This window comes from Streptomyces sp. A1136 (genome assembly GCF_004795055.1).
GTDB lineage: Bacteria > Actinomycetota > Actinomycetes > Streptomycetales > Streptomycetaceae > Streptomyces.
In genome coordinates this window covers 1-25,701 of the sequence record NZ_SSBJ01000053.1, presented here as the reverse complement: position 1 = coordinate 25,701, position 25,701 = coordinate 1, and the positions used below count along the sequence as shown (strand labels likewise).

25 protein-coding genes and 1 pseudogene are annotated in these 25,701 nt (G+C 72.7%); 7 read left to right on the top strand and 19 right to left on the bottom strand.

Features of this window, described 5'->3' with window-relative positions; all coding sequences use genetic code 11:
- Window positions 1-85 precede the first annotated feature (85 nt).
- Together E6R62_RS33355 and E6R62_RS33350 are read right to left on the bottom strand one after the other, a co-directional pair.
- Window positions 86-1,354 carry a metallophosphoesterase gene (locus tag E6R62_RS33355; protein ID WP_136217237.1) on the bottom strand — a complete coding sequence of 423 codons (1,269 nt, stop codon included), beginning with the start codon at window positions 1,352-1,354 and terminating at the stop codon, window positions 86-88.
- Window positions 1,351-1,596, bottom strand: a complete 246-nt coding sequence (locus E6R62_RS33350) for an SCO4848 family membrane protein (protein ID WP_136217236.1) — start codon at window positions 1,594-1,596, stop codon at window positions 1,351-1,353. The genes E6R62_RS33355 and E6R62_RS33350 overlap by 4 nt, the downstream gene beginning before the upstream one ends.
- Window positions 1,597-1,717: 121 nt before the next feature.
- Here E6R62_RS33350 and E6R62_RS33345 point away from each other — a divergent pair, with 121 nt between their 5' ends.
- On the top strand, window positions 1,718-2,977 hold the full coding sequence (locus E6R62_RS33345; protein ID WP_240802040.1) for a D-alanyl-D-alanine carboxypeptidase: 1,260 nt from the start codon (window positions 1,718-1,720) through the stop codon (window positions 2,975-2,977).
- 70 nt (window positions 2,978-3,047) lie between these two features.
- Here the strand turns inward: E6R62_RS33345 and E6R62_RS33340 are convergent, their stop codons facing one another.
- From E6R62_RS33340 to glyA, 4 genes are all read right to left on the bottom strand, one after another.
- Window positions 3,048-4,019 carry a YihY/virulence factor BrkB family protein gene (locus tag E6R62_RS33340; RefSeq protein WP_136217234.1) on the bottom strand — a complete coding sequence of 324 codons (972 nt, stop codon included), beginning with the start codon at window positions 4,017-4,019 and terminating at the stop codon, window positions 3,048-3,050.
- Window positions 4,020-4,185: 166 nt separating this feature from the next.
- Entirely contained in the window at window positions 4,186-4,779 is a 594-nt protein-coding gene (locus tag E6R62_RS33335; RefSeq protein WP_136217233.1) for a 2'-5' RNA ligase family protein, read from the bottom strand.
- A 98-nt stretch (window positions 4,780-4,877) separates the two neighbouring features.
- Complete coding sequence (gene trpS, locus E6R62_RS33330) at window positions 4,878-5,891, bottom strand: tryptophan--tRNA ligase (RefSeq protein WP_136217232.1); 1,014 nt, start codon at window positions 5,889-5,891, stop codon at window positions 4,878-4,880.
- Between the two features lie 257 nt (window positions 5,892-6,148).
- Window positions 6,149-7,417 carry a serine hydroxymethyltransferase gene (glyA, locus tag E6R62_RS33325; protein ID WP_136217231.1) on the bottom strand — a complete coding sequence of 423 codons (1,269 nt, stop codon included), beginning with the start codon at window positions 7,415-7,417 and terminating at the stop codon, window positions 6,149-6,151.
- 233 nt (window positions 7,418-7,650) lie between these two features.
- Between glyA and rocD the strand changes: the two genes are divergently transcribed.
- Window positions 7,651-8,856 (top strand): ornithine--oxo-acid transaminase, encoded by a 1,206-nt coding sequence (gene rocD, locus E6R62_RS33320; RefSeq protein WP_136217230.1) that lies wholly within the window; start codon window positions 7,651-7,653, stop codon window positions 8,854-8,856.
- A gap of 15 nt (window positions 8,857-8,871) precedes the next feature.
- Here the strand turns inward: rocD and E6R62_RS33315 are convergent, their stop codons facing one another.
- Window positions 8,872-10,062, bottom strand: a complete 1,191-nt coding sequence (locus E6R62_RS33315; RefSeq protein ID WP_136217229.1) for a glutathionylspermidine synthase family protein — start codon at window positions 10,060-10,062, stop codon at window positions 8,872-8,874.
- A gap of 16 nt (window positions 10,063-10,078) precedes the next feature.
- Window positions 10,079-10,381: a hypothetical protein gene (locus E6R62_RS33310; RefSeq protein ID WP_136217228.1), complete on the bottom strand. Its 303-nt coding sequence runs from the start codon at window positions 10,379-10,381 to the stop codon at window positions 10,079-10,081.
- A 126-nt stretch (window positions 10,382-10,507) separates the two neighbouring features.
- Here E6R62_RS33310 and E6R62_RS33305 point away from each other — a divergent pair, with 126 nt between their 5' ends.
- Window positions 10,508-11,308, top strand: coding sequence for a hypothetical protein (locus tag E6R62_RS33305; protein ID WP_136217249.1), 801 nt, complete (start codon window positions 10,508-10,510; stop codon window positions 11,306-11,308).
- A gap of 227 nt (window positions 11,309-11,535) precedes the next feature.
- Here the strand turns inward: E6R62_RS33305 and E6R62_RS33300 are convergent, their stop codons facing one another.
- The gene (locus E6R62_RS33300) at window positions 11,536-12,948 is read right to left on the bottom strand and encodes a PLP-dependent aminotransferase family protein (RefSeq protein ID WP_136217227.1); all 1,413 of its coding nucleotides are present in this window, start codon (window positions 12,946-12,948) and stop codon (window positions 11,536-11,538) included.
- A 46-nt stretch (window positions 12,949-12,994) separates the two neighbouring features.
- On the opposite strand from E6R62_RS33300, the gene E6R62_RS33295 reads away from it, so the two are divergent.
- Window positions 12,995-13,498, top strand: a complete 504-nt coding sequence (locus tag E6R62_RS33295) for a carboxymuconolactone decarboxylase family protein (RefSeq protein ID WP_136217226.1) — start codon at window positions 12,995-12,997, stop codon at window positions 13,496-13,498.
- 105 nt (window positions 13,499-13,603) lie between these two features.
- On the opposite strand, the gene E6R62_RS39960 is transcribed toward E6R62_RS33295, so the two are convergent.
- From E6R62_RS39960 to E6R62_RS33265, 5 genes are all read right to left on the bottom strand, one after another.
- Entirely contained in the window at window positions 13,604-14,629 is a 1,026-nt protein-coding gene (locus tag E6R62_RS39960) for a hypothetical protein (protein ID WP_168714256.1), read from the bottom strand.
- Window positions 14,630-14,632: 3 nt separating this feature from the next.
- Window positions 14,633-15,019 carry a hypothetical protein gene (locus tag E6R62_RS33280; protein WP_136217223.1) on the bottom strand — a complete coding sequence of 129 codons (387 nt, stop codon included), beginning with the start codon at window positions 15,017-15,019 and terminating at the stop codon, window positions 14,633-14,635.
- Window positions 15,009-16,739 carry a hypothetical protein gene (locus tag E6R62_RS33275; protein WP_136217222.1) on the bottom strand — a complete coding sequence of 577 codons (1,731 nt, stop codon included), beginning with the start codon at window positions 16,737-16,739 and terminating at the stop codon, window positions 15,009-15,011. The genes E6R62_RS33280 and E6R62_RS33275 overlap by 11 nt, the downstream gene beginning before the upstream one ends.
- 142 nt (window positions 16,740-16,881) lie before the next feature.
- A complete protein-coding gene (locus E6R62_RS33270) occupies window positions 16,882-17,871 on the bottom strand; it encodes a malate dehydrogenase (protein ID WP_136217221.1) in 990 nt (329 codons plus the stop codon).
- 200 nt (window positions 17,872-18,071) lie between these two features.
- On the bottom strand, window positions 18,072-18,701 hold the full coding sequence (locus E6R62_RS33265; protein WP_240802039.1) for a short chain dehydrogenase: 630 nt from the start codon (window positions 18,699-18,701) through the stop codon (window positions 18,072-18,074).
- Window positions 18,702-18,796: 95 nt separating this feature from the next.
- Between E6R62_RS33265 and E6R62_RS33260 the strand changes: the two genes are divergently transcribed.
- The gene (locus tag E6R62_RS33260) at window positions 18,797-19,687 is read left to right on the top strand and encodes a LysR family transcriptional regulator (protein WP_136217219.1); all 891 of its coding nucleotides are present in this window, start codon (window positions 18,797-18,799) and stop codon (window positions 19,685-19,687) included.
- 72 nt (window positions 19,688-19,759) lie between these two features.
- Here the strand turns inward: E6R62_RS33260 and E6R62_RS33255 are convergent, their stop codons facing one another.
- Window positions 19,760-20,212 (bottom strand): DUF3017 domain-containing protein, encoded by a 453-nt coding sequence (locus tag E6R62_RS33255; RefSeq protein WP_240802038.1) that lies wholly within the window; start codon window positions 20,210-20,212, stop codon window positions 19,760-19,762.
- Window positions 20,202-21,062 carry a bifunctional methylenetetrahydrofolate dehydrogenase/methenyltetrahydrofolate cyclohydrolase gene (locus tag E6R62_RS33250; RefSeq protein ID WP_136217217.1) on the bottom strand — a complete coding sequence of 287 codons (861 nt, stop codon included), beginning with the start codon at window positions 21,060-21,062 and terminating at the stop codon, window positions 20,202-20,204. Before E6R62_RS33250 ends, E6R62_RS33255 begins: the two co-directional genes overlap by 11 nt.
- Before the next feature lie 326 nt (window positions 21,063-21,388).
- Between E6R62_RS33250 and E6R62_RS33245 the strand changes: the two genes are divergently transcribed.
- A complete protein-coding gene (locus tag E6R62_RS33245; protein ID WP_136217216.1) occupies window positions 21,389-22,123 on the top strand; it encodes an RDD family protein in 735 nt (244 codons plus the stop codon).
- 114 nt (window positions 22,124-22,237) lie between these two features.
- On the opposite strand, the gene purH is transcribed toward E6R62_RS33245, so the two are convergent.
- Window positions 22,238-23,845, bottom strand: coding sequence for a bifunctional phosphoribosylaminoimidazolecarboxamide formyltransferase/IMP cyclohydrolase (gene purH, locus E6R62_RS33240; RefSeq protein WP_136217215.1), 1,608 nt, complete (start codon window positions 23,843-23,845; stop codon window positions 22,238-22,240).
- Window positions 23,842-24,465 carry a phosphoribosylglycinamide formyltransferase gene (gene purN, locus E6R62_RS33235; RefSeq protein ID WP_136217214.1) on the bottom strand — a complete coding sequence of 208 codons (624 nt, stop codon included), beginning with the start codon at window positions 24,463-24,465 and terminating at the stop codon, window positions 23,842-23,844. Before purN ends, purH begins: the two co-directional genes overlap by 4 nt.
- A 319-nt stretch (window positions 24,466-24,784) precedes the next feature.
- Here purN and E6R62_RS33230 point away from each other — a divergent pair, with 319 nt between their 5' ends.
- A complete protein-coding gene (locus E6R62_RS33230) occupies window positions 24,785-25,330 on the top strand; it encodes a hypothetical protein (RefSeq protein WP_136217213.1) in 546 nt (181 codons plus the stop codon).
- A gap of 97 nt (window positions 25,331-25,427) precedes the next feature.
- Here E6R62_RS33230 and E6R62_RS40400 read toward each other — a convergent pair.
- Window positions 25,428-25,701, bottom strand: a pseudogene (locus E6R62_RS40400) (hypothetical protein); the annotation flags it as partial.

Genomic DNA, 25,701 nt, shown 5'->3' with positions numbered 1-25,701 from the left:
CTGACCCCGCTATCCACACTAGGCACTCCGATTATCGGTCAGCCAATCACGGAATATCGGCCACCGGAAGGCCCGTTATGCCTGCTCAGGCCTGGTATGAGGCCAGTTCGACCACAGTGATGTCCGACGGCGCGCCGACCCGGACGGGCGGCCCCCAGGCACCAGCTCCCCGCGACACGTACAGCTGCGTGTCCCCGTAGCGTTCCAGCCCGGCGACGGTCGGGTTCGCGAGTTCCGCGATGTAGTTGCCGGGCCAGAGCTGGCCCCCGTGCGTGTGGCCGGACAGTTGCAGGTCGACGCCGTGCCGGACGGCCTCGTGGATGACGATCGGTTGGTGGGCCAGGAGCACGGCGGTCCGCGAACGGTCGCGGTCGCCGAGGGCCTTCCCGAAGTCGGGGCCCTGGCCCTCGCTCTCGCCCTGGACGTCGTTGACGCCGGCGAGGTCGAAGTACGGCAGGGCTCGGCGGGCGTTCTCCAAGGGCTCGATGCCGAGTTCCCGGACGTGGTCGACCCACTGCCGGGCGCCCGAGAAGTACTCGTGGTTCCCGGTGACGAAGAAGGAGCCGTGCCGGGCCCTGAGCGCGCGCAGGGGCTCGGCGGCCGGGCCGAGGTCGTGCACGGTGCCGTCGACGAGGTCGCCGACGATGGCGATGAGGTCGGGCTGGGTGCGGTTGACGGTCTCGACGATCCGGGTGGTGTGGGCCCGGCCGAGGATCGGACCGAGGTGGATGTCGCTGACGACGGCGATCCGGAAACCGTGCGCGGCGCGGGGCAGCCGGGCCAGGGGCACCTGCACGCGCTTGACGCGGGGGCCGCGCAGGACCCCGTACGTGCCGACGCCCACGGTGCCGAGTGCCGCGGCGGCCGCGGCGCCGCCGACGGTGCGGGCGACGAACAGTCGCCGGGTGAGGTCCGCCGGGGCGGGGGCGGCGGGCGCAGCCCCGGGTGCCGAGGACGGGGAAGCGGCGGACGAGGAGACCGGTGCCGCGGAAGCCGGCACGGCGGCGGTCGCGGGCACGGGCCCGGGTTCGCGCGCGGCGGACCGGCGGAGCCAGACCCGGCGCACCGGCTCGGCCACCGACATCGCCAGTGTCAGGTACAGCAGCACCGCCAACCACATGAACCCCGGCCAGGCCACCAGCCGCTGGAGCCAGAACGGCGCGCCCACGTGCCCCGCCACCAGCGCCGCGACCGCGAGCACGGGCAGGGCGAACGCCAAGACGGTGCCCACGCGGCGCGCCGGTCCACCCGGTCGGGTGGTGTCACGGACCAGCCGGGCCCACAGCCACCGGTGCACCGCACCCAACAGGAGCAGTACCGCGAGCGCGACCACCGCGAGGACGAATACGGTCATCGTGACTCACGCCGCAGCGCCCGCACCCCGCGCAACCCGATCACCCCAACGGCCGTCCCCAGGAGAAAGGACGTGACCGCGAGGAGAAGGTGGACCCAGAAGTACGCCGTAGGGTCACCGGCCGCGTCGAAGGACAGGCCGCTCCCGTTCTTCCACAAATTCCGGACGAAGGTCACCCAGATGAACCAGCTCCACACTCCGAAGGCGAGCAGGAACCAGGAGGCGGCGCGGCTGAGTTTCATGCCCTCAGTATCGGTTTCGCCGTCAGGACGGACGCGCCGGGGTGGGCTGTACCGGCGGTGGTCGCGGCGGGTTGACCTGTCGGCGGCTGCGGGCAGCCCATCGGGATGTACGTTCACCTGCGTGTCTGCCAAGAAGACCGCGCTGACGGTCCTTTCCGCCGCGCTGTTGGTCCCCGCGATGCTCGCCGCCCCCGCACACGCCGATCCGGCCACGCCGTCGACGGTGCCGGCGGACGGGAAGGGCAAGCCCCGCAAGGCGCCCCCGCCGCCCTCGTCGATGTCCAGCGTCGGCGGCGCCGCACTCGGGCAGCCCGGAACGCAGGTGACCCTGTTGCCGGGGGCGCCCGCCCTGCCGGCGAACCTCACGGGGCGGTCCTGGATCGTCGCGGACGCCGACACCGGCGAGGTGCTGGCCGCGCACAACCCGCACTGGCGGCTGCCGCCGGCCTCCACGATGAAGATGCTGTTCGCGGACACGGTGCTGCCGAGCCTGCCCAAGGACCAGGTGCACAGGGTGACCGAGCAGGAGATGGCCGACATCGGCGCGGGCAGCAGCCTGGTCGGGGTCAAGGAGGACACCGAGTACACCGTCCACGACCTCTGGCTCGGCGTCTTCCTGCGGTCGGGCAACGACGCGGTGCACGTGCTGTCGGCCATGAACGGCGGCATCGAGAAGACGGTCAAGGACATGCAGGCGCACGCCGAGGAGCTCCAGGCCCTCGACACGCACGTGGTCTCCCCCGACGGGTACGACGCCCCCGGTCAGGTGTCGAGCGCCTACGACCTCACCCTCATCGCCCGCTCCGGACTGCAGAAGCAGGACTTCCGGGAGTACTGCGGCACGGCGAGCGCCCAGTTCCCGGGCAGACAGGAATCGGGCAAGCCGCGCGACTTCTTCGAGATCCAGAACACCAACCGGCTGATGACGGGCGCGGGCGGCATCTCCCCGTACAAGGGCATCGCCGGGGTGAAGAACGGCAACACGAGCATGGCCGGCTCCACCTTCACCGGGGCGGCGCAGCGCGGCAACAAGAAGCTGCTGGTCACGGTGATGAATCCGGACGCCGGTGGGATCAACTCGGTGTACGAGGAGACGGCCGAGCTCTTCGACTGGGGCTTCGCGGCGGCCGGGAAGGTCAAGCCGATCGGTCAGCTGGTGCCGCCGAAGAGCGCGGACACGAAATCGAAGGGCGCTCCCGCCCAGTCGCACGAGCAGAGCCAGGCGGCGACCGGCGGCGACCCCGGCGACAACGGTCTGGGGACCGCGCTCGGCATCGCGGGCGGGGCGCTGGCCGCGCTGGCGGGCGGTGCGTTCGCCTTTAACCGGCGGTGGCCGGCGGGACGGCGGGGGCGCCGGTCGACGGACGAGGATCTCGTATAGGGATCGCGGGGCGGTCAGGGCGGTCAGGGCGGTCAGGGCGGTCAGGGCGGTCACCGCGGGGCGGGCGCCGTCAGGCCGCCCCCGCGTGCTCCTCGCGCGTGTCGTCCCTCTCGCCCTTCCCGCCCTTCGCGGCCGTCCCGACTGCGGCTGCCTTCTCGTCCGGCCCGTCGTCGGTCGCGGCCTTCTCGTCCCGCCCGTCGTCGGCGGCCGTCCACGCGGCGCAGAACAGCAGCAGCTTCGCCGTGAAGTTGATCCAGAGCAGCAAGGCGATCGGCACGCCGAAGGCGCCGTACATGCTCTTCCCCGCGACCTCGCGGATGTAGCCGCTGAGCAGCAGTTTCAGCAGCTCGAATCCGGCCGCGCCGATGAGCGCCGCCTGGATCAGCCGGCCACGGCGCGGTTCGACCCCGGGGAGCAGGGTCAGGAGGTAGAGCAGCAACAGGAAGGCGGCCAGTACGCCGACCAGGAACGCACCCGCACGCAGGACGACGCCGCCCGCGCCGTGCTGCGGGACACCGAGCAGCTCGCCGAACTTGCCGACCGCGCTGGACCCGATGATCGAGGCGGCGGCCGAGGCCAGTCCGGCGCCGCCCAGCCCGAACAGGACGAGCGCGTCCTTGCCCTTGCGGACGACCGGGTTGCCCTGGTCCTCGTCGTCCTTGCCCCAGACGGCGCGCAGGCAGTCCCGCATCGAGCCGACCCAGCCGATGCCGGTGAAGAGCAGCAGGCCGCCCGCCACCAAGCCGACGGTGCCCGCGTTGGCGACGAGGGCGTTGAGGTCGAGTTGGTCGGAGATGCCGGGGACCTGCTGGGCGAGGGTCTCCTGGAGGCGGTCCAGCTGCTCCTGGCTGAGGAGCGCCGCGCCGACGGCGGCGGCCACGGTGATCAGCGGGAAGAGCGCCAGGAAGCTGATGAAGGTGATCGCGGCGGCGAGCCGGGACCAGTGCACGCGGTCGAGCCGCTCGTACGAACGCCAGGCGTGCGTCCGCATCAGGGCTGCCACCAGCGGCCCGATCACCGGGATCTTCGTCAGCCAGTCCATGGGGTCACCGTAAATGGGATGCCGGAAATAGCCGGGATTATGCCGATTTGGGACTACGGTCGTCGTTTGTGACTTTTCGCCAGGCGCCTTCGATGAGGCGTCCGTTTCACGACCTGGTCCTACGGAGGATCAGGTTCCGCACGCTCCAGGCCCTGCGGCCCCTCCGTCAGGAGCGCCGTATGACCGTCTCGGCCGCCTCGTTCGCCGGGGAGCCCTGCGCCGGGAAGCCCGCAGGGCCGGGGCCGAAAGGGTACTCGCGCAACTTCCGCCAGACGCCGTCCGAGCCCTGCTCGTAGAGCGCGAACCCCCCGCACAGCCACTCGGCCGAGTAGTCCGCGAGCGTGGCGAACGCCACGTCCATCGCCTCCTCGGAGATCCCGTGGGCGACGGTGACGTGCGGGTGGTAGGGGAAGGCCAGCTCCCGGTCGAGCGGCCCCTCCGGGTCGCGGAGCCGGCCCTGGAGGCGGGTGCAGCCGGAACCGCCCTCCACCACCTTGACGAAGACGACCGGCGAGAGCGGACGGAAGGTTCCCGTGCCCTCCAGCCGCATCGCGAAGGCGCGGAAGCCGGCCGCGACCTCGGCGAGGTGCGCCCGGATCGCCGGGAGCCGATCGGCTTCCACCTCCGTGGGCGGGACGAGCGTGACGTGCGTGGGGATGCCGTGCGCGGCGGAGTCCCCGAAGCCCGCGCGCAGCTCCTGGAGTCGGCTGCCGTACGGCTCCGGGACCGCGATCGAAACGCCGAGCGTTACGGTCCCCACGTCTGTCTCCTCCGTCTGTCGCTTGCGTCTGTCACCGAAGGGGTGGTGCCGCCTCAGTGTGGCGGCACCACCCCTTCGACCGCCAGGGCTCCCGCCGGTCAGTGCTTGGCGGGCAGGAAACCGAGCCGCTCGTACGCCTGGGCCAGGGTCTCGGCGGCGACCGCCCGGGCCTTCTCCGCGCCCTTGGCCAGGATGGAGTCCAGCGTCTCCGGGTCGTCCAGGTATTCCTGGGTGCGCTGCCGGAACGGTGTGACGAAGTCGACCATCGCCCCGGCGAGGTCGGTCTTGAGCGCGCCGTAGCCCTTGCCCTCGTACGCGGCCTCCAGGGCGGGGATCGACTCGCCCGTGAGGGTGGAGTAGATCGTGAGCAGGTTGCTGACTCCGGGCTTGTTCGCCGTGTCGAAGCGGATCTCGGCCTCGGTGTCGGTGACCGCGCTCTTGATCTTCTTCTCGGTGACCTTGGGCTCGTCGAGGAGGTTGATCAGGCCCTTGGGGGAGGACGCGGACTTCGACATCTTGATCGTCGGGTCCTGGAGGTCGTAGATCTTCGCGACCTCCTTGACGATGTGCGCGGAGGGCAGCGTGAAGGTCTGGCCGAACCGCTGGTTGAAGCGCTCGGCCAGGTCGCGCGTGAGCTCGATGTGCTGGCGCTGGTCCTCGCCGACGGGGACGGAGTTCGCCTGGTAGAGCAGGATGTCGGCGACCTGGAGGATCGGGTACGTGAACAGGCCGACGGTGGCGTTGTTGACCCCGCCCTTGGCGGACTTGTCCTTGAACTGGGTCATCCGGCTGGCCTCGCCGAAGCCGGTGATGCAGTTCATGACCCAGCCGAGCTGCGCGTGCTCGGGGACGTGGCTCTGGATGAAGAGCGTGCAGCGCTCCGGGTCCAGGCCGGCGGCGAGCAGCTGGGCGGCGGAGAGCCGGGTGTTCGCGCGGAGGTCCTTCGGATCCTGCGGCATGGTGATCGCGTGCAGGTCGACGACCATGTAGAAGGCGTCGTGCGTCTCCTGCAGGGCGACGTACTGGCGGATGGCTCCGAGGTAGTTCCCGAGGTGGAACGAACCGGAGGTGGGCTGGATGCCGGAGAGCGCGCGAGGACGATCAGAAGCCATGGCTCCATTCTCTCAGGTGCGGCGCCGGGCTCGGGCCCGTCGCCGGCCGGAACCTTCCGGGTCGCGCCGCTGTTCCCGGGCCCCCGCCGCGATACCGGGCGGTAGCGCCCCGACCGGATCTTGCCCCGGTCGAGCGACCGCTTTCCGGCCGCCCGCCCCTTCCGGCGGAGCCGGCGGACACGGCCTCGCCGGCGGGGCCGGACGGCGGGTCGCCGCGCGGGGGTACCGGGCGGCGACCCGTCACGGGCTCGGGCCGGTCAGGACAGGGGAAGACCGGGGGCCGGGAAGGCCGCCATGAGCTCCGAGACCTCCCCGCGGACGGCGGACAGGGTCCGCTCGTCCGAGGCCGCGGCCGCGTCGACCGCGCGCGCGATCCACTCCGCCACCACGGGCATGTGCTCCACCGACAGCCCCCGTGACGTCAGCGACGGCGTACCGATCCGGATGCCCGACGGGTCGAACGGCTTGCGGGGATCGAAGGGCACCGTGTTGTAGTTCACGACGATCCCCGCGCGGTCCAGCGCCTTGGCCGCCACCTTGCCGGGAACCCCCCGCGAGGTGAGGTCCAGCAGGATCAGGTGGTTGTCCGTTCCGCCCGACACCAGGTCGAAGCCCCGCTCCAGCAGCGACGCGGCCAGCGCCTTCGCATTGGCCACGACGGCGTGCGCGTACGTTACGAACGCCGGCTGCGCCGCCTCGTGCAGCGCCACCGCGATACCCGCCGTCGTCTGGTTGTGCGGGCCGCCCTGGAGGCCCGGGAAGACGGCCTTGTCGATCGCCTTCGCGTGCTCCTCCCGGCACATCAGCATGGCGCCGCGCGGCCCGCGCAACGTCTTGTGCGTGGTGGTGGAGATGACGTCCACGTGACCCGCCGGGCTGGGGTGCGCCCCGCCCGCGATGAGGCCCGCGATGTGCGCCACGTCCGCGACCAGGATCGAGCCGGCCTCCTTGGCGATCGACCCGAAGGCCTCGAAGTCGATCGTGCGCGGCAGCGCGGTACCGCCACAGAAGATGATCTTCGGTCGCTCGGCGAGCGCCAGCTCCCGCACCGCGTCGTAGTCGATCCGCCCCGTCTCGGCGGAGACCCCGTACTGCACGCCCCGGAACCAGGAGCCCGTCGCCGACACGCCCCAGCCGTGCGTGAGGTGGCCGCCCATCGGCAGGGCCATGCCCATCACCGTGTCGCCGGGCCTCGCGAAGGCCAGGTACACGGCCAGGTTCGCCGGGGAGCCGGAGTACGGCTGCACGTTCGCGTGGTCCACGCCGAACAGGCCCTTGGCCCGCTCGATCGCGAGGGACTCGACGCGGTCTATGTTCTGCTGGCCCTCGTAGTAACGGCGGCCCGGGTAACCCTCGCTGTACTTGTTCTGCAGGACGGTGCCGGAGGCCTCCAGCACCGCCGCGGAGACGTAGTTCTCACTCGGGATCAGGCGGAGCGTCTGTGCCTGGAGGGTTTCCTCGGCCGCGACGAAGGACGCCAGCTCGGGGTCGGTCGCGGAAAGGGCGGGATGGCGGCGCGCGGTCATGGCGGTCCTCCGGGGTCGATGTCTGGTCTCGTCCCCGCGAGGCCCAGGCGAGCGGCCCTGTGTGCGGTCCTGCGCGCACGACTCCCCCGGAGTCCGTTCTCCGTGCGCCAGTCGCCGTGCGTAGGCCCCACCCTAGCGGGCGCGCCGCGAGAAAGGTTTCTCCGTCCGCTGTACGAGCGAACATGGAAAGTGACGCCACCTCGTCGACTGCCCGCCGGACGATCGGAGACCCCGTGTCGAAGACTGCTGATGCCATCCGCACCGCCGACGCGCACAGCGCGCACAACTACCACCCGCTCCCGATCGTCGTCGCGTCGGCGGAAGGCGCGTGGATGACCGACGTGGAGGGCCGCAGGTACCTCGACATGCTCGCCGGCTACTCGGCGCTCAACTTCGGCCACGGCAACCGCCGTCTCATCGATGCCGCGCACGCGCAGTTGGAGCGGGTCACGCTCACCTCCCGCGCCTTCCACCACGACCGCTTCGCGGACTTCTGTACCGAACTCGCCGCCCTGTGCGGCAAGGAGATGGTGCTGCCCATGAACACGGGCGCGGAGGCGGTGGAGACGGCGGTCAAGACCGCCCGCAAGTGGGGGTACGAGGTCAAGGGCGTCCCCGACGGCCACGCGAAGATCGTCGTGGCCGCCGACAACTTCCACGGCCGGACCACCACCATCGTGTCGTTCTCGACGGACCACGAGGCCCGTGACCACTTCGGGCCGTACACGCCCGGCTTCGAGATCGTCCCGTACGGCGACCTCACCGCGCTCTCCCACGCGGTGACCTCCAACACCGTGGCCGTACTGCTGGAACCGATCCAGGGCGAGGCGGGCGTCCTCGTCCCGCCCGCCGGCTACCTCCGGGGCGTACGCGAACTCACGCGCGAGCGGAACGTCCTGTTCATGGCGGACGAGATCCAGTCGGGCCTCGGCCGCACGGGCGAGACCTTCGCGTGCGCGCACGACGGGGTCGTGCCGGACGTGTACGTCCTGGGCAAGGCGCTGGGCGGCGGTGTCGTGCCCGTCTCGGCCGTGGTCGCCGACCGGGACGTGCTCGGGGTGTTCCGGCCCGGCGAGCACGGGTCCACCTTCGGCGGCAACCCCCTCGCCTGCGCGGTCGCCCTGGAGGTGATCGCGATGCTGCGGACCGGCGAGTACCAGCAGCGTGCCGCCGAACTCGGCGACCACCTGCACCGGGAGCTGAACCTGCTGGTGGGCGGTGGCGCGGTGACCGCCGTCCGGGGTCGCGGCCTGTGGGCGGGCGTCGACATCGACCCGTCGCGCGGGACGGGCCGGGAGATCTCCGAGAAGCTGATGGAGCTGGGGGTGCTGGTGAAGGACACCCACGGCTCGACCATCCGCATCGCCCCGCCGCTGGTGATCGGCAAGGAGGATCTGGACTGGGGCCTGGACCGACTGCGGTCCGTGCTCGCGGCCTGAGGCCCCGGCCCGGATCTACAGGATGACGTGGGGCAGGAAGCGGGCGTACTCGTCCGTGACCGGCCCCGCCGACTCCCGGATGCCCAGCCCCGCCGCCTCCTCCTCGACGACCCACGCGCCGAGCACCACCCGGTTGCCGTCGAAGTCCGGCAGCGGGGCCAGGGCCTGGAAGACGTACGTCTCGTCCTCCTCCGGCACGAACGGCGCCCCGCCCACCGGGTGCAAGGTGACCCCCGCGCCCTCGCGGCCCAGCAGCGGCTTCGCCGCGAAGCCGGTGGTGTCCGCGAGCTCGCGCGGCCCGTCGAGGTAGGCGGGCAGCAGGTTGGGGTGCTCGGGGAACAGCTCCCACAGGATCGCCAGCAGTGCCTTGTTGGCGAGGAGCATCTTCCACAGCGGTTCGATCCAGCAGGTGCTGCCGGAGCCCCCGCCGTGGTCGTAGGTGGCCAGGACGTGCGGGCCGAACTCGTCCCCGACCAGCCACTCCCACGGGTAGAGCTTGAAACAGCTGCGGATGAACCGCAGCCGGTCGTCCACGAACCGGCCCGAGAGGCCGTCCCAGCCGATCTGTTCCACCGACAGGGCGTGCGTGGCCAACCCGGCCTGTTCGGCGGTCTCCTGGAGGTAGGCGACCGTCATCAGGTCCTCGCCCAGCTCGTCGGTCTCGGAGTGCGCGAAGTGCACGGGCCCCGGCGGCAGCAGCTCCGCCTGCCGGCGCCACGCCTCGACCAACCGCTCGTGCAGGGAGTTCCACTGGTCGGCGCCGGGGAAGCGTTCCTCCATCCAGAACCACTGCGGACTCGCCGCCTCCACCAACGAGGTGGGGGTGTCCGCGTTGTACTCCAGCAGCTTGGCCGGGGCGCCGGAATCGTCGTGGCGCAGGTCGAAACGGCCGTACAGAGAAGGCTGTTCGGCGCGGCGCCGCCAGGACTCGGCGATACGGGCGGCGAGCGCGCGATCGTGGATGCCCAGGTCCGCGAAGCGGTCGTGCTCGACGATGTGCGCCGCCGCCGCGAGGCACATGGCGTGCAGTTCCTCGACGACGTCCTCCAGCGCCTCGATCTCGGGCAGGGAGAAGGAGTAGTACGCGCTCTCGTCCCAGTAGGGCCGCAGGGAATCGTCGGGGTAGCGGGTCAGGGGGTAGATCAGGCCCTGTTCCTCGACGGTCTTCTGCCAGTCGGGACGGGGCTCGATGGTGTGCCGCTTCACGTGGCCGGGCCTTCCCTCAGCCGCCGCTGGAACCGCTGTGGCCGCCGATGCCGCCGCGGGTGACGGCGGACTTGTCGAAGCTGCCGCCCTTGACCTTGCCGCTGCTCGTGCTGCCGCCGTAGTAGTACGCGCCGCGACCGCCGCTCCTGCACTCGTTGTCGTTCAGCTTCTGCAAGGTGGCGCGGTCGGCACACCGCTTGTCGGGCTCGCCGCTGCTGCCGCAGGCCACGAGGCCGGCCGCGAGCAGGCCCATGCCGCCGAGCGCGACGGCGCCGGAACGCATGCGACGCCGGGTGCCGGCGCCGGTGGTGGTGTCCATGTACGAGCTCGCTCCCCCTGGGTGGCGTGGTCCCACAGACTAGAACGGGACTGCGGGGCGACGGAATCCGGCCGTCGTCACACCCTTGTCACGACGGTGACCTACAGTCTCTTCGTGCTGATTGGGATGGTTTGCGCGCTGGGTGCGGCGGTCTGTTTCGGGACGGCGTCGGTGTTGCAGGCGGTGGCGGCGCGGGCGGCCGAGCCGGGGACGGGTTCCGGGGTGGACGCGGCCCTGCTGCTGCGGGCGCTGCGGCAGTGGCGGTACGTGGCGGGGCTGGGCTTGGACGCGGTCGGGTTCGTCCTCCAGATCGTGGCGCTGCGGCACATCCCCATCTACGTCGTGGGGGCGGCGCTGGCGGCCAGCCTGGCCGTGACGGCGGTGGTCGCGGCGAGGCTGCTGCGGGTGCGGCTGAGCCGGGCGGAGTGGGGTGCGGTCGCGGTCGTGTGCGGCGGGCTGGTGATGCTGGGGCTGTCCTCGGACGAGGAGGGCACGGAGCCGGGGCCGCCCGCTCTGAAGCCCGCGCTGCTGGTCGTGGCGGTGCTGGTGCTGCTCGCCGGGGCGGCGGCCGGGCGGCTCCCGGGCCGGGCCCGGGCGCTGGTGCTGGGCCTGGGGGCGGGGACCGGCTTCGGGGTGGTGGAGGTGTCGGTCCGCCTCATCGACGGCGTGGACTTCGCCAACCCGGCGCTGTACGCGCTGCTGTTGGGCGGGGCGGCGGGGTTCCTGCTGCTCACGTCGGCGCTCCAGCGGGGTTCGGTGACGGCGGCGACGGCGGGCCTGGTCCTGGGCGAGACCCTCGGCCCGGCGGCGGTGGGCGTGGCCTGGCTCGGCGACCGCACCCGCGAGGGCCTGACCTGGCTGGCCGTCCTCGGCTTCGCGGTAGCCGTCGCCGGCTCCCTGGCCCTCGCCCGCTTCGGCGAACCGTAGCCCCGGCCGGCCCCGCCCGAACCGCCGGGCGGGGCCGGTGTCCGCCTCAAACGCCGGCGGGGCCGATTTGGGCGAGCGCACCGTCGCGCGAAGCGACCCCGGTTTCACCGGGCGCCTCAAACCCCGGCGGGGCCGGGGCGAGACCGGGTCCTGGTCACCCTGGCGGCAGCCACCCCCAGCCCCGCCGGCGCTTGAGGCGAACACCCGTCCCGTCCCGCGAACCCGGGCTACGGGAGGGATGACAGGAGGGCCGACAGCGTCGGTGACCAGGCGCTGTCCGGTGGGGTGCCGTAGCCCACCACCACCGCCTCCCGCACCGGCAGGTCCGACATGGGGTGGCGGAAGTTCGACAGGCCCTCAAGGGCCAGGCCCTGACCGGCCGCCGCCTGGAGTACCGGCCGTTCCATGCCCGGTGCGAGGTCCAGGACCACGTGCAACCCGGCCGCGATGCCCGAGACCCCCGTCACGGACGCCCGGTCGGACACCGCCGCGACCACCGCGTCCCGCCGCTTGCGGTACCGCGTCCGCATCCCCCGCACGTGCCGGTCGTACGCCCCCGAACGGATGAACTCCGCCAGCGTCAACTGCTCCAGCGCCCCGGAGGTCCAGTCGGTGTGGCCCTTCGCCGCGAGCACCTCCTCCAGCAGCGCGTCCGGCACCACCATCCAGCCCATCCGCAGCCCCGGCGCCAGCGACTTGCTCGCCGTCCCCAGGTACACCACCCGCTCCGGGTCCAACCCCTGGAGCGCGCCGACGGGTTGGCGGTCGTAGCGGAACTCGCCGTCGTAGTCGTCCTCCAGGATCAGACCGCCGGTGGTCCTCGCCCAGTCGACCGCCGCCGCCCGCCGCTCCGGCGTCAGCGCGTGCCCCGTCGGGAACTGGTGCGCCGGGCTGAGCAACACCGCGCCGGCGCCCGTGCCGGGCAACCGGTCCGTCCGCGCCCCGGCTCCGTCCAAGCGGAGCGGCAGCGTCCGCAGGCCGGCGCCCGTGAGCAGCTCGCGGTGGATGCCGAGGCCGTACCCCTCCACCGCCACGTCCCGGACCCGCCGCGCCCGCAGCACCTTCGCCATCAGCATCAGCCCGTGCGCGAACCCGGCGCACAGCACGATCCGGTCGGGCCGCGCGTACACGCCCCGCGCCCGCGCCAGGTACCCGGCCAGCGCCTCCCGCAGCTCCACCCGGCCGCGGGCGTCGACCGCGTACCCGAGCGCGTCGTTCGGGGCGGCCGTGAGCGCCCGCCGGGTCGCCGCCGCCCAGGCCGCGCGCGGGAAGCTGCCCAGGTCCGGCGAGCCGGGAACGAGGCTGTACGCGGGCCCCCGGCGCACGGCGCGACGTACCCGGGCGGCGGGGGCTCCGGCGGCCCTGCGCGGCCTGGCCCGTTCCGCGACGCGGGTGCCCGAGCCCTGGCGGGCCGTGAGCCAGCCCTCTGCGACGAGTTCGGCGTACGCCTCCGCGACCGTGTTCCGGGCGATGCCCAGGTCGGCCGCGAGGGACCGCGAGGACGGCAGCCGGGTCCCGGGCGCGAGCCGCCCGCTGCGCGCGGCCTCGCGCAGGGCCTCCGTCAACCCGGCCCGCAGCCCACGTCCGGCGGAGAGGTCGAGGTGCAGGTCGGCGCCGAAAGTGGCCCATGTTTCCGTCATGGATGTGGACCATATCGGCGGGCTGCCTCCTTCGTACGGTGGAGGCATGACGACGACGACCGAAGCCACGGAACACGCCCCCGAAGAGCCCGCCCGCCTGAACTGGTACAAGCACGCGCCCGAGGTCTACAAGGCCATGGTCGCGCTGGAGATCGCGGCGAAGAAGGGCCTCGACCCGGTCCTGACCGAGCTGGTCAAGACCCGCGCCTCGCAGGTGAACGGCTGCGCCTTCTGCCTGGACATGCACACCAAGGACGCCCTGGCGGCGGGCGAGAGCGTCGAGCGGCTCGTGCAGCTCTCCGCCTGGCGCGAGTCCCGGCACTTCTACACCGAGAAGGAGCTGGCCGCGCTCGCGCTGACGGAGTCGGTGACCGTCCTGACGGACGGTTTCGTTCCCGACGAGGTCTACGCGACCGCCGCGAAGCACTTCGAGGAGGCCGAACTGGCCCAGCTGATCGCCGTGATCACGACGATCAACGCCTGGAACCGGTTCGGCGTCACCTGCCGCCTGGTGCCGGGCCACTACACGCCGGGCATGCTCGGGCACTGAGCGGGCGTCGGACCGGGCGTCGGACCGGGCGTCGACACCGCGCCCCGTCGACACCGCGCCCCCCGGCGCCGGACCACCGGCGCCGGACCACCGGCGCCGGGGCGGTCAGCCGCCGGGTCGGAAGGCGGCCAACGCCGCCGCGTGGTGCTGTTGTGTGACCGCCCAGTCGGCGGCCGGGCCCGCGGTCAGGACGGCCCATTTGCCGCCGTCCGGGGTGCGGGAGACCCGCTCCACGCCCCGGCGGCGGCCGTGGGTCTCCGCGCTGTCGTACTCGTAGACCAGTTCCGCGGCGTCGTCGGAGCCCGGTACCGGGCCGACGCGGATCTCCTCGTAGCCCGGGGTGCGGGCGCGCAGATCTGTGGAGGCGCCTTGTACGGCCTGCAACGGGCTGAGTTCCGCCTCGCTGACCCGGAAGACCTGGAGCAGTGAAGCGCGGTCCGGAGAGCGGTAGAAGACCCCGCTCCCGCTCGCCTCACGGGCCCAGCCGGCGGGCACCGCGATGGTGAACCCGTCCGGGTCCCGGACCGTCTCGTGCGCACCGCCGGCGGGGGAGCCGGTGCTCGCGGAGGGGGTGCCGGAGGGGCCGCCCGGGGGCGAGGAGGCAGGCGGCTTCGGGGACACGGACGCCCCGCCGTCCACGGGGGCGCCGGACGCCGTCGCCCCCGCGTGCGCGGTCGGCCCCGACGGGCTCCGCTCGACGAACCAGACGGCGGCCGCCCCGATCGCGAGGGCGGCCACCGCGATCCCCACCGTGGTCGGCGTCAGCCACCGTCCGCCGGACCCCGCGGGGCGCGGTGGCCCCGGGGGGACGGGCGGCGGTGCCGGTGGCCCGGGCGGCAGCAGCGTGTCGTACGGCGGCGGCGCGGTCGGCAGGGTCCCGTCGAAAGCCGGGGGCACCGGCGGCAGGTTGCCGTCGTAGGCCTCGGGCGCGGTCGGCGTCGGCGGATCGTACGCCGGGGCCGTCCACGCCGGGGCCTGTGCGAGCGGGTCGTAGGGGGGCGGTGCCTGCGGCGGCGCGGCCGGGGTGTCGGCCGGGACCGGGGCGTGGGCCGGGGCATCGGCCGGGGCGTCCCACACCCAGCGTTGCGTGCGCGCGTCCCAGCGGGGCGCGCCCTGCGGCTGCGGGGCCACGGCTCAGCCTCCCAGCGAGGTCAGCAGCCCGGCCAGCGCGGTCGCCGCGCTGACCGACTCCACCAGCGGCGCCCAGCGTTCCAGCGCCGCGCGCAGCCGGGCGGCGAGCCCGGGCCGGATCTCCCGCGCCGTCTCCAGTTCCTCGGCGACGCCGTCCAGTTCGGCGTCCAGCGCCGACCGGTCCTCGCCGCGCGGTACCCGTACGAGGGCGGCGCGCAGTTCCAGTACCGCGTCGAGCAGCACCTGCGGGGTCGGGGCCTCGGCCGCCGCGCCCCCGTGCCGGACCGTGTTGGTGTTGTTGCTGCCGCCGATGCTGAACGCGCTGCCGGTGACGTCTCCGAGCGAGACCGACGGCTCCGCCCCGCCCGCGCTGCTCCCGTCAGTTGCCACCGCTGCTCCCCCTGCCCTTGCCACTGCCGTGGTGTCCGGTGTTGATGTTGTTGCTGCCGCCGACGCTGAAGGCACTGCCGTTCACCGACTGGATGAACACCCCGCCCTCCGCGACGTTGACGGCTCGGGCCGCGAACTCCTCGGTATGCCAGCCCGCTTCGTGCAAGGCGACGATAATGCCGCCGACCACCCGGTCCTGGACGGTTTTCAGGAAGCGGTCCAAGTCCATGAGGTGGAACAGCGATCCGTTGTCCTCGGAGGCGAGTTCGCGCACCGACAGGCGGGGTCCCTCGGGGCGGGCGCCGCCGTGGCCGCCGGTCACGATCCGCCACCAGCTCGCCAGGCCGCGGGCCAGGGTGGTGACGGAGGCGGCGATGGAGCCTGGGGTGCGCCGCAGGGCCCCGACCGCCTTTCCGAAGGCGTTGTTGTTGCGGTAACGCTGGGCGTCGGCGTCCGCGTTGTGGAAGGCGACGTCCACGGGGAGCAGCACGTGCGGCGCCACTTCGAGCATCATCATGCCGCCCTGCGTGTGGACCCGTACGAAGACGGTGACGACGAGGTTCTCGTCCCAACCGCCCACCCGCACGCGCAGGAAGTGCCGGCGGCGCTCGCCGCCCTCCTCGATGGCGGCGGCCCGCTGCTGCGCGTACTGGGCGTGGATGCTCTGCGCGGCGTCCCTGTGCGGCAGTCCGTTGGCGGGCAGGAACACGCACTCGTCGACGACGAGTTCCCGCATACGGTCGCCGACGGCGGCCTGGGCGTCCGCGGAGCCGTGCGGGGAGGGCACCCGCAGGCGCTCCAGCAGCGGCACGATCCGGGAGACGAGGTGGGCGTTGGTCACCGGTGTCGGCTTCCGGTCGGGGCCCAGGTCCTCGCGCGGGCGCAGTTCGACGGAGAGCTGCCAGGGCCGGTAGGGGTCGCCCGCTCCGCAGAACGGGTCGTTGACGTCGTACATGATCACCGGCGCGTGCTGCTCCGCCCGGATGCGGGCACGGACGCGCTGGAAGCGCGCGCCGGGGGCCGCTTCGGCCGGGTCGCCCGCATGGTCGGCGTAGCGGCGCTCGTTGAGGTCGTTGGTGATGGTCCGGTAGACGTGACCGCGCTGGAGGCCCACGACGGTGACGACGGCGGCGAAGACGACGGGCACCCACCAGAGGGCGGCGGTGGCCGCGACGGTGCCCCCGAAGGACGGGGCGAAGAACAGGGCGCCGGGTCCGCCCGGGTCGCCGAGCAGGCTCATCAGGGCGAATCCGCCCACGACGAGGAAGAGCAGGGTGACGGCGAGCGTCACCAGGACGTAAACGCGCAAGATCACGGCCAGGGCCCGCAGCAGCGCCGTGTTCCGGCCGCGCAGCCAGTCGGCGAGGCTCAGCAGGAGGAAGGGGAAGACCAGCAGCATGAGGGCGCCGCCGGTGAGGAGCGAGCCGACGAACCAGGCGCCGAGCACCCCGGCCGCCCAGCCGAGTTCCGTGCGGCGGGCGCGCAGCGCGTGGGCGAGCACCCGGGAGGCGTCGTAGCCGTAGGAGGGGGCGACGATGCGCTCTTCGTGGACGTACAGCTCGTCGATCACCCGGTCGCGGAATCCGGCGTCGAGGTAGGTGCCGGCGCACAGGAACCGGCCGGCCTCGCTGAGCGAGGGGTGCACCGGCGGGCGGCCGGCGCGGGGATCGCCCCAGCCGGCCGGACCGGTCGGCTGGTGGGGAATCGGTGTCTCGGTCACCGACCGACCTTAGGTTCCCCCTACATGACGCGACAGGCCGAATCACGCCAAAGCGCCCCGGCCTGGTTTGGCCGGAGCGCTTCGTCGTTCGTACTGGTTCGAACGGGTGGGCCGGTGCGAGGACCGGCCCCGGCCGTTCGGATCAGATCAGGCCGAGCTCGCGCACCGCGTCGCGCTCCTCGACCAGCTCCGCCACGGACGCGTCGATGCGCGCACGGGAGAACTCGTTGATGTCGAGGCCCTGGACGATCTCGTACTTGCCGTCCTTCGTGGTGACCGGGAAGGAGGAGATGATGCCCTCGGGAACGCCGTAGGAGCCGTCCGACGGGACACCCATCGAGGTCCAGTCGCCCGCGGCGGTGCCGTTGACCCAGGTGTGGACGTGGTCGAGGGCCGCGTTGGCGGCGGAGGCGGCCGAGGACGCGCCACGGGCCTCGATGATCGCGGCGCCGCGCTTGGCGACGGTCGGGATGAAGGTGTCGGCCAGCCACTGCTCGTCGTTGACGACCTCGGCGGCGTTCTTGCCGGCGATCTCCGCGTGGAAGATGTCCGGGTACTGGGTGGCCGAGTGGTTGCCCCAGATGGTCAGGCGCTTGATGTCGGAGACGGCGGCGCCGGTGCGGGCGGCCAGCTGCGAGATCGCGCGGTTGTGGTCCAGGCGGGTCATCGCGGTGAACCGCTCGGCCGGTACGTCCGGGGCGGCGGCCTGCGCGATGAGCGCGTTGGTGTTGGCCGGGTTGCCCACGACCAGGACCTTGATGTCGTCCGCGGCGTGCGCGTTGATCGCGGCGCCCTGCGGCTTGAAGATGCCGCCGTTGGCGGAGAGCAGGTCACCGCGCTCCATGCCCTTGGTGCGGGGGCGGGCGCCGACGAGCAGCGCGACGTTGGCACCCTCGAAACCCTTGTTCGGGTCGTCGAAGATGTCGATGCCGCGGAGCAGCGGGAAGGCGCAGTCGTCGAGCTCCATGGCGGTTCCCTCGGCGGCCTTCATGCCCTGGGGGATTTCGAGCAGCCGGAGCTTGACCGGCACGTCGGCGCCGAGGAGGTGACCGGACGCGATGCGGAAGAGCAGCGCGTAGCCGATCTGGCCGGCGGCGCCGGTGACGGTGACATTCACGGGAGTGCGGGTCATGGCCTTCTCCGTTAGACAGCTGGCGGTGGGGCGTCCCTGCCCCATGTGCTGGAGGACGCCGCTTCCCTGTCCTCTAAATCTTGACGTGAAGAGACATCCGCGGTCAGGCTATCCGACCCCGGGGGCGGCTAATCCACAGGCCCGTGTGGTGCGTGGCACACGGACCCGGCTGTTCGAAGGCGGTTCCGGTGTCCGGACCCTCATTCCACGCGGAACACCTGCCCGGTGCGGTGTCCTTCGATCGACTTGACGTAGGCGTTCGCCGCGCGGGCGACCGGCACGGCGTCGAATCCCGCGAAGGTGTCCCCGTAGACGTCGAGGGACTCGATGAAGACGGTGGGGCTGACGGCGTTGATCCGCTGCCGGCCGGGGAGTTCGATGGCGGCGGCCCGTACGAACGCCTCCACCGCGCCGTTGACGAGGGAGGCGACGGAGCCGGTGAGCAGCGGCTCGCGGGCCAGCACCCCGGTGATCAGCGTGTACGAGGCGTGCGCCGGCAGCCGGGCGGCGCCCTGGCGGACCAGTTCGATCTGACTGACGGCCTTGCCTTCTAGGCCGCCGCGGACGTCCTCGGTGGTCAGTTCCGCGAGCGGGCGCCACGGGACGCTCCCGGCCGCGCTCGCGACGGCGTCGACCTCGCCGTAGCGCTCGGCGACCGCGTCGTACATGGCGCGGATGGACTCCGGGTCGGTGATGTCGACCGGGACGTCGGCGTCCTTGCGGGAGGCGGTGACGACCTGGTGGCCCCGCTCGCGCAGGGCCGTGAGCACGGCGCGCCCGAGGGTGCCGTTGGCGCCGATCAGCAGGACTTCAAGGGGGCTCGTGGTCATGCCCACGAGCATCCCGCCCTCATCACCGTGAAGTCCAGCTACCTTTCCTTCATCGAAAGTGAAGCAGAACTACCAAGTGGGTCTACGCTGGCCGCATGCTGGACGTGAAACGCATGGTGATGCTCCGCGACCTGGCCGAGCACGGAAAGGTGACCGTGGTCGCCGACCTGCACCGGGTGACCCCGTCCGCCGTCTCGCAGCAGTTGCGCGCACTGGAGGCCGAGGCGGGCGCCGTCCTCGTCGAGCGGGAGGGTCGGGGCCTGCGCCTGACGCCGGCCGGCGCCGCGCTGGCCGGGGCGTGCGAACCGGTGCTGGCCGCCCTGGAGCAGGCGGAGGGAGCGGTACGGGCCCTGGACGCCGGTCCTGTCGGCGAGGTCCGGATCGGCTGCGCCCCGAGCGCGCTGGCCACGGTGGCGGCCCCGCTGCTGGCGGCCCTCGCCCCGCGCCACCCCCTGCTGCGGCCCCGCATCGTGCAGGCCGACCCGGAGGAAGCCGTCCCGCTGCTGCGGCAGCGGCGTCTGGACCTGGCGGTGGTCTACGCGTACCCGCTGCTCGGCGCCCCGCCCGCGAGCGGGACCAGCGCCGTCCCGCTGTTCGAGGACCCGCTGTGCCTGGCGCTGCCCGAGGCGCTGCTCCCGACCTACGAGCGGGACGGCCTGGCGGCGCTGCGGGAGGCCGAGTGGGTCGGCGCGCCCGCCCCGAGCAGCTGCCGCGAGATGCTGCTGCACGCCTGCCGCAACGCCGGCTTCACCCCACGCCTCGCGCACGAGTGCGGGGACCTGCGCGCCGGGCTGTGGCTGGTGGCCACCGGCCGGGCCGTCTCGATGCTGCCGAAGCTGATGTGCGACGCCCCGCCGCCCGGCACGGTCGTGGTGGACCTGCCGGGCCCGGGGCGGACGCTGGAGGCGCTGGTGCGGGCGGGTACCGAGGCCCAGCCGGCCGTCGCGGCGGTGCTGGCCGCCCTGACCGCGCGGGCCGGACGGTGAGCGGGGCACGGTGCGCCGGGCGGGCCGTGAGCCGGCGCGGTGGGCCGACGCTCCGTGGCGGACGGGCGCGGCTCACCGGACGGTGAAGCGGACCGCCGTCTCCAGGAACGGGATGTGCACCCAGGGTCTGGGTTCCATCACCAGCGCCAGCAGCGTGATGGCCACGCCGAGGGCTCCGTAGGTCAGGAGGTCCGTGAACCGCGAGCGGACGGCGAGCATCCCCACCGAGGGCAGCACGCGCCGCATCACCGCCGCCGCGATCAGCGCGACGCCGATGATCAGGCAGCCCACCCGGGCCTGACCCAGGGCCGTCGTCAGCAACCCGGCCGCGGTGGCGCCGAGGACGCTGAGCATGGGCCACTGCCGGGCGGGCGCGGGCGCGTCCCCGGGGGCGGCCCGGCCGCCCCCCTCGGGGCGGGCGGTATCCCGGGTGACGGAGGGGAACCGGCGGGACTTGGGGGCCTCCGGGGCCCCCTCGTCCCCGGCGGCCGGGCCGGCCGGGCCGGTGGTGCGCTCAGCCCGCACTGGTGGTCCGTTCCGCCGCCTCGACGACGTTGACGAGCAGTTGGGCACGGGTCATCGGGCCCACACCGCCGGGGTTCGGGGACAGCCAGCCCGCCACCTCCGCGACGCCCGGGTGCACGTCACCGACGATCTTCCCGCTCTCGTCACGGCTGACGCCGACATCGAGGACGGCGGCGCCCGGCTTCACGTCCTCCGGCTTGACCAGGTGCGGCACGCCCGCGGCCGCGACGATGACGTCCGCCTGCCGCAGCAGCCGCGACAGGTCGCGGGTACCGGTGTGGCACAGGGTCACCGTGGCGTTCTCCGACTTGCGCGTCAGGAGCAGGCCGATGGAGCGCCCGACGGTGACGCCGCGGCCCACGACGACGACGTGCGCGCCGTTGATCTCCACCCCGTGGTGCCGCAGCAGCGCCACGATCCCGTACGGGGTGCAGGGCAGCGGGCCGGGCTCGTTCAGCACCAGCCGACCGAGGGACATCGGGTGCAGTCCGTCGGCGTCCTTGAGCGGATCCATCAGCTCCAGGACGCGGTTGGTGTCGATGCCCTTGGGGAGCGGCAGTTGCACGATGTAACCCGTGCACTCGGGGTTCTCGTTCAACTCCCGGACGACCGCCTCGATGTCCTCCTGGGAGGCGGTGGCCGGGAGTTCGCGCTGGATGGAGGCGATGCCGACCTCCGCGCAGTCCTTGTGCTTGCCGTTGACGTACCAGCGGCTGCCCGGATCGTCACCGACCAGCAGGGTGCCGAGGCCGGGGGTGACGCCTCCGGCCTTCAGCGCCGCCACGCGGGCGGTCAGTTCGGACTTGATCGCGGCTGCGGTGGCCTTGCCATCGAGAATCTGGGCGGTCATACCCCCATCCTCCCGGATGGAGCCGCCTCCCTTCCACTCCGGGCGCCCGGGTCCCGCTCCGGGAGCCCCCGGTTCCGCTTCGGCCGATCACCCGGCTCGGGGCGCCCCCGCAGACTCCGGGCGGCGCGGGAAGCGACTTGGTCATTTCATTGCACTTGCACAACAAGTCCCGTCCCGTACGTGAACCGGCTGGACAATCGCCCTGCGGCGGGACCACGATGACGGGCAATGAGTGCCGCGGGCAGTGCCGGGGGGTGGACCGCAACGCAGTGTTTCCTCCGAAAGTGCCGTGCGTCCCCGCACTTCCACGGAGGAACAACCCCAAGATGAGTTTCGGCGACCCGAACAACCCGTACGGACAGCAGCAGCCGCCGCAGGGCCAGCCCAACTACGGCTACCCGCAGCAGGCCCCCCAGGGCGTGCCCCCGCAGGGCCAGCCCGGCTACGGTTACCCGCAGCAGCCCGGGCAGCCGCCGTACGGTGCGATGCCCCCGGCCCCCGGCACGCTCCAGGCGAACAACGGCTACATCAACGTGGCCGGACTCGGCACCGTCGAGGTCGCCACGATGGGTCGCCGCTTCGGCGCCCGCGTGATCGACGGCCTGGTCATCGGTGTCCTGTACGCCATCCTCAGCTCGATCGGTCTCGCCAGCGCCTTCGGCGCGTCGAAGAGCATCCAGGACTGCGGCACGGACTACGCGTCGCCCACGTACCAGACCTGCGTCAACGACCAGGCCGCCGCCGCGGGTGGCATCATCGCCACCTTCTTCGGCTTCATCCTGATCTTCTTCATCGCCACCCTGCTCTACGAATGGCTGATGATCGCGTTCGTGGGCGCGACGGTCGGCAAGCTGGCCCTGGGCGTCAAGGTCGTCAAGGAGAACACGGGTCAGGTCCCCGGCATCGGCGGCGGCTTCATCCGCTGGATCATCCCGATGGTCGGCGCGCTGCTCTGCGGTATCGGTCAGATCCTGACCTACCTCTCCCCCTTCTTCGACAACTCCGGCAAGCTGCAGGGCTGGCACGACCGTGCCGCCGGCACGATCGTCGTGAAGAAGTAGCAGGTCGCCGACGACCGGTGGGCGGTTCGACCGCCCACCGGTGGTGATCCACCGCAGTACGGCGAAGGCCGCGCCCCCCGATGGGGGCGCGGCCTTCGCCGTGTGCGGGGTCCGTCAGTGGAAGAAGTGGCGGGTGCCGGTGAAGTACATGGTCACGCCGGCCGCCTTCGCCGCCTCGATGACCTGCTCGTCACGGACCGAACCGCCCGGCTGGACCACGGCCTTGACGCCGGCCGCGGTGAGGATCTCCAACCCGTCCGGGAAGGGGAAGAAGGCGTCGGAGGCGGCGTACGAACCCCGCGCGCGCTCCGCGCCGGCCCGCTCGACCGCGAGCTTCGCGGAGTCGACGCGGTTGACCTGACCCATGCCGACGCCGACCGAGGCGCCGTCCTTGGCGAGCAGGATCGCGTTCGACTTGACGGCCCGGCAGGCCTTCCAGGCGAAGGCGAGCTCGGCGAGTTCGGCGGCGGAGAGGGCCTCGCCGGTCGCGAGGGTCCAGTTCTTCGGGTCGTCGCCCTCGGCGCCCCGTCCCTCTTCGAACGTGTCCGACTGCTGGAGCAGCACGCCGCCCGAGATCGGCTTCAGGTCGCCCGGCTGGTGCGGGGTGCCGTCCACCTTCAGGACGCGGATGTTCTTCTTCCTGGCGAGGATCTCGACCGCGCCGTCCTCGTAGCCGGGGGCGGCGATGACCTCGGTGAAGATCTCCGCGACCTGCTCGGCGAGCTCGACGGTCACCGGGCGGTTGACCGCGATGACACCGCCGAACGCGGAAAGCGGGTCACAGGCGTGCGCCTTGCGGTGGGCGGCGGCGATGTCCGTGTCCACGGCGATCCCGCACGGGTTGGCGTGCTTGATGATCGCGACGCAGGGCTCGTCGTGGTCGTAGGCGGCGCGACGGGCCGCCTCGGTGTCCACGTAGTTGTTGAAGGACATCTCCTTGCCGTGCAACTGCTCGGCGTTGGCGAGCCCGCCCGGCTGCCCGTCCGTGTAGAGCGCGGCGGCCTGGTGGGGGTTCTCGCCGTAGCGGAGGGTCGACTTGCGCTCCCAGGCGCCGGCCAGGAACTCGGGCAGGACGGCCTCGGGCTCGGGGGCGTAGGAGTTCGTGAACCAGGAGGCGACGGCCACGTCGTAGGCGGCCGTGTGCTGGAAGGCCTCGGCGGCGAGCCGCTTGCGGGCGGTCAGGTCGAAGCCGCCGCCCTGGGCGGCGGCCAGGACGTCGGCGTACCGCTCGGGACTGACGACGACGGCGACCGAGGGGTGGTTCTTGGCGGCGGCGCGGACCATCGAGGGACCGCCGATGTCGATCTGCTCGACGCACTCGTCGGGGGTGGCTCCCGACCGGACGGTCGCGAGGAAGGGGTAGAGGTTGACGACCACCAGGTCGAAGGGCTCGACGCCCAGCTCGGCCAGCTGCCGGCGGTGGTCCTCCAGGCGCAGGTCGGCGAGGATGCCGGCGTGCACGCGCGGGTGCAGGGTCTTGACCCGGCCGTCCAGGCACTCGGGGAAGCCGGTCAGCTCCTCGACCTTGGTGACGGGCACACCGGCCGCGGCGATCTTGGAGGCGGTGGAGCCGGTGGAGACGAGGGCGACGCCCGCCTCGTGCAGGCCGCGGGCCAGCTCTTCCAGTCCCGTCTTGTCGTAGACGCTGATGAGCGCACGACGGATCGGCCGCTGGGTCGTGGTCGGGTCGTTGCTGCTGTCTGCGGTCTCTACGGCGGTCACTGGATTGTTACCTTTCGTCCCTCAATGCGGTAGCCGTGCCGGGCCAGGCGCCCCACGACGTCGACGAGCAGCGTGCGCTCGACTTCCTTGATGCGCTCATGGAGAGCGGCTTCGTCTTCCTCGTCCCGGATCTCGACGACACCCTGGGCGATGATGGGGCCGGTGTCCACGCCGCCGTCCACGAAGTGGACGGTGCAGCCGGTGACCTTGGCGCCGTAGGCGAGGGCGTCGCGGACGCCGTGCGCGCCCGGGAAGGCGGGCAGCAGGGCGGGGTGGGTGTTGATGAACCGGCCGCCGAAGCGACCCAGGAACTCCGGCCCGACGATCTTCATGAACCCGGCGGAGACCACCAGGTCCGGCTCGTGGGCGGCGGTGGCCTCGGTGAGCGCGACGTCCCACTCGGCGCGGGTGTCGTACGCCTTGACCGGGCACACGAAAGTGGGGATACCGGCCTTCTCGGCGCGTTCCAGGCCGACGATGCCGTCGCGGTCGGCGCCGACCGCGACGACCCGGGCGCCGAAGCCCTCGGGGCCCTCGGGGTGGGAGTCGATGGCGTCGAGCAGGGCCTGGAGGTTGGTGCCGGAACCGGAGACCAGCACGACCAGGCGAGAGGCGGCCATGGGAGGCCCTTTCTTGGGGGGCATCGCTTGCACTTGTTGCGCTTGTTGCACTTGTACGGTCATACGAAACTCCGGGTCCCCGATATACGGGGAACCATACGAAGCGGTGGACCGCCTGCAACGATACCGGCACACGGGACCGCCCCCGAGGTACGGGGGGACGGCCTGGGGGTAGCGTGCGGCGTGGAGGCCGCGAACCGCGTGACGCGACGTGTTCCACACCGGAACCACGCCGATGCCAGGTCCACGACACCACTCACGGACACCGCTCACGACCGCTCACGACACAGTCCACGACACAGGGGAAGTAACGCACTCGATGCCGGACCGCCGTCAGCCCGACTCCTCGACCGACGACAACCCCTTCGCGGCGCCCCCCGAGGGCAAGCCCGACCAGCCGTGGCAGCCGCGCGGCGGCAACGGCGCGGGCGGCCCCGGCGGCGGCCGGGACGGCCGGGACCCGACCCCCGAGGGCCCGGCCCGCTGGGACCCCACGGACCCGATCCAGCGCCGCGCCCGGTACGCGCTGCTCGCGGGCATGTGGGGGTTCTTCTTCGGCATCTTCGGGATTCCGTCGGTGGGTCTGCTGCTGGGCGCGCTCGCTCTCTACTGGGGCGTCAGCGCACTCCGCGGCGGCGTCGAGTCCCTCGGCCCGGCGGCTCGCCCGCAGCGCACGGCGGCGGTCAGCGGCCTGGTCACGGCGACCCTGGCCCTCATGCTGGCCGCCGGCTCGTACGCGGTGCAGTTGACCTACAAGGACTTCTACGTCTGTCGCGACGACGCCCTGACGAAGACGGCCGAACTCGAATGCAACACCCTGCTCCCGGACAACTTCCTCGGCAAGGTCCTCAAGGTCCAGCGCTGACCCGCCCGCCCACGCGGGTCGGCCCCCGGCGGCGACCGGGGGATGCCGGGGCGCCGGGGGCCGGCCCCGCGTCGGCGCCGGCCCGCCGCTCGTTCCGTCAGGCGGTCGGCCGCCGCGACAGCACGCGCGCCCCCGACACCCCCGGCACCAGCTCCGCCGCCACGACCGGCACGCCGGACACCACGGACACGCCGGACCCACCGGGAACGGCCGCCACGGGTGGCTCCGACGGAGCGTCGGGGACGGGAAGCACAACCGGCCCCGGGACGACCGCCTGCGACGCCCCCGGCACCAGCTCCGCCGCCACGACCGGCACGCCGGACACCACCGACACGCCGGACCCACCGGGAACGGCCGCCACGGGTGGCTCC

Coding starts and splice junctions, on each gene's coding strand:
- E6R62_RS33305 (WP_136217249.1), top strand. CDS start 10,508: ATGGTTTGCGCGCTGGGTGCGGCGGTCTGTTTCGGGACGGCGTCGGTG.
- trpS (WP_136217232.1), bottom strand. CDS start 5,891: ATGGCTTCTGATCGTCCTCGCGCGCTCTCCGGCATCCAGCCCACCTCC.
- E6R62_RS33295 (WP_136217226.1), top strand. CDS start 12,995: ATGACGACGACGACCGAAGCCACGGAACACGCCCCCGAAGAGCCCGCC.
- E6R62_RS33230 (WP_136217213.1), top strand. CDS start 24,785: ATGCCGGACCGCCGTCAGCCCGACTCCTCGACCGACGACAACCCCTTC.
- E6R62_RS33355 (WP_136217237.1), bottom strand. CDS start 1,354: ATGACCGTATTCGTCCTCGCGGTGGTCGCGCTCGCGGTACTGCTCCTG.
- E6R62_RS33265 (WP_240802039.1), bottom strand. CDS start 18,701: ATGACCACGAGCCCCCTTGAAGTCCTGCTGATCGGCGCCAACGGCACC.
- E6R62_RS33270 (WP_136217221.1), bottom strand. CDS start 17,871: ATGACCCGCACTCCCGTGAATGTCACCGTCACCGGCGCCGCCGGCCAG.
- purN (WP_136217214.1), bottom strand. CDS start 24,465: ATGGCCGCCTCTCGCCTGGTCGTGCTGGTCTCCGGTTCCGGCACCAAC.
- glyA (WP_136217231.1), bottom strand. CDS start 7,417: ATGACCGCGCGCCGCCATCCCGCCCTTTCCGCGACCGACCCCGAGCTG.
- E6R62_RS33300 (WP_136217227.1), bottom strand. CDS start 12,948: ATGACGGAAACATGGGCCACTTTCGGCGCCGACCTGCACCTCGACCTC.
- E6R62_RS33310 (WP_136217228.1), bottom strand. CDS start 10,381: ATGGACACCACCACCGGCGCCGGCACCCGGCGTCGCATGCGTTCCGGC.
- E6R62_RS33245 (WP_136217216.1), top strand. CDS start 21,389: ATGAGTTTCGGCGACCCGAACAACCCGTACGGACAGCAGCAGCCGCCG.
- E6R62_RS33340 (WP_136217234.1), bottom strand. CDS start 4,019: ATGGACTGGCTGACGAAGATCCCGGTGATCGGGCCGCTGGTGGCAGCC.
- E6R62_RS33350 (WP_136217236.1), bottom strand. CDS start 1,596: ATGAAACTCAGCCGCGCCGCCTCCTGGTTCCTGCTCGCCTTCGGAGTG.
- E6R62_RS33250 (WP_136217217.1), bottom strand. CDS start 21,062: ATGACCGCCCAGATTCTCGATGGCAAGGCCACCGCAGCCGCGATCAAG.
- E6R62_RS33260 (WP_136217219.1), top strand. CDS start 18,797: ATGCTGGACGTGAAACGCATGGTGATGCTCCGCGACCTGGCCGAGCAC.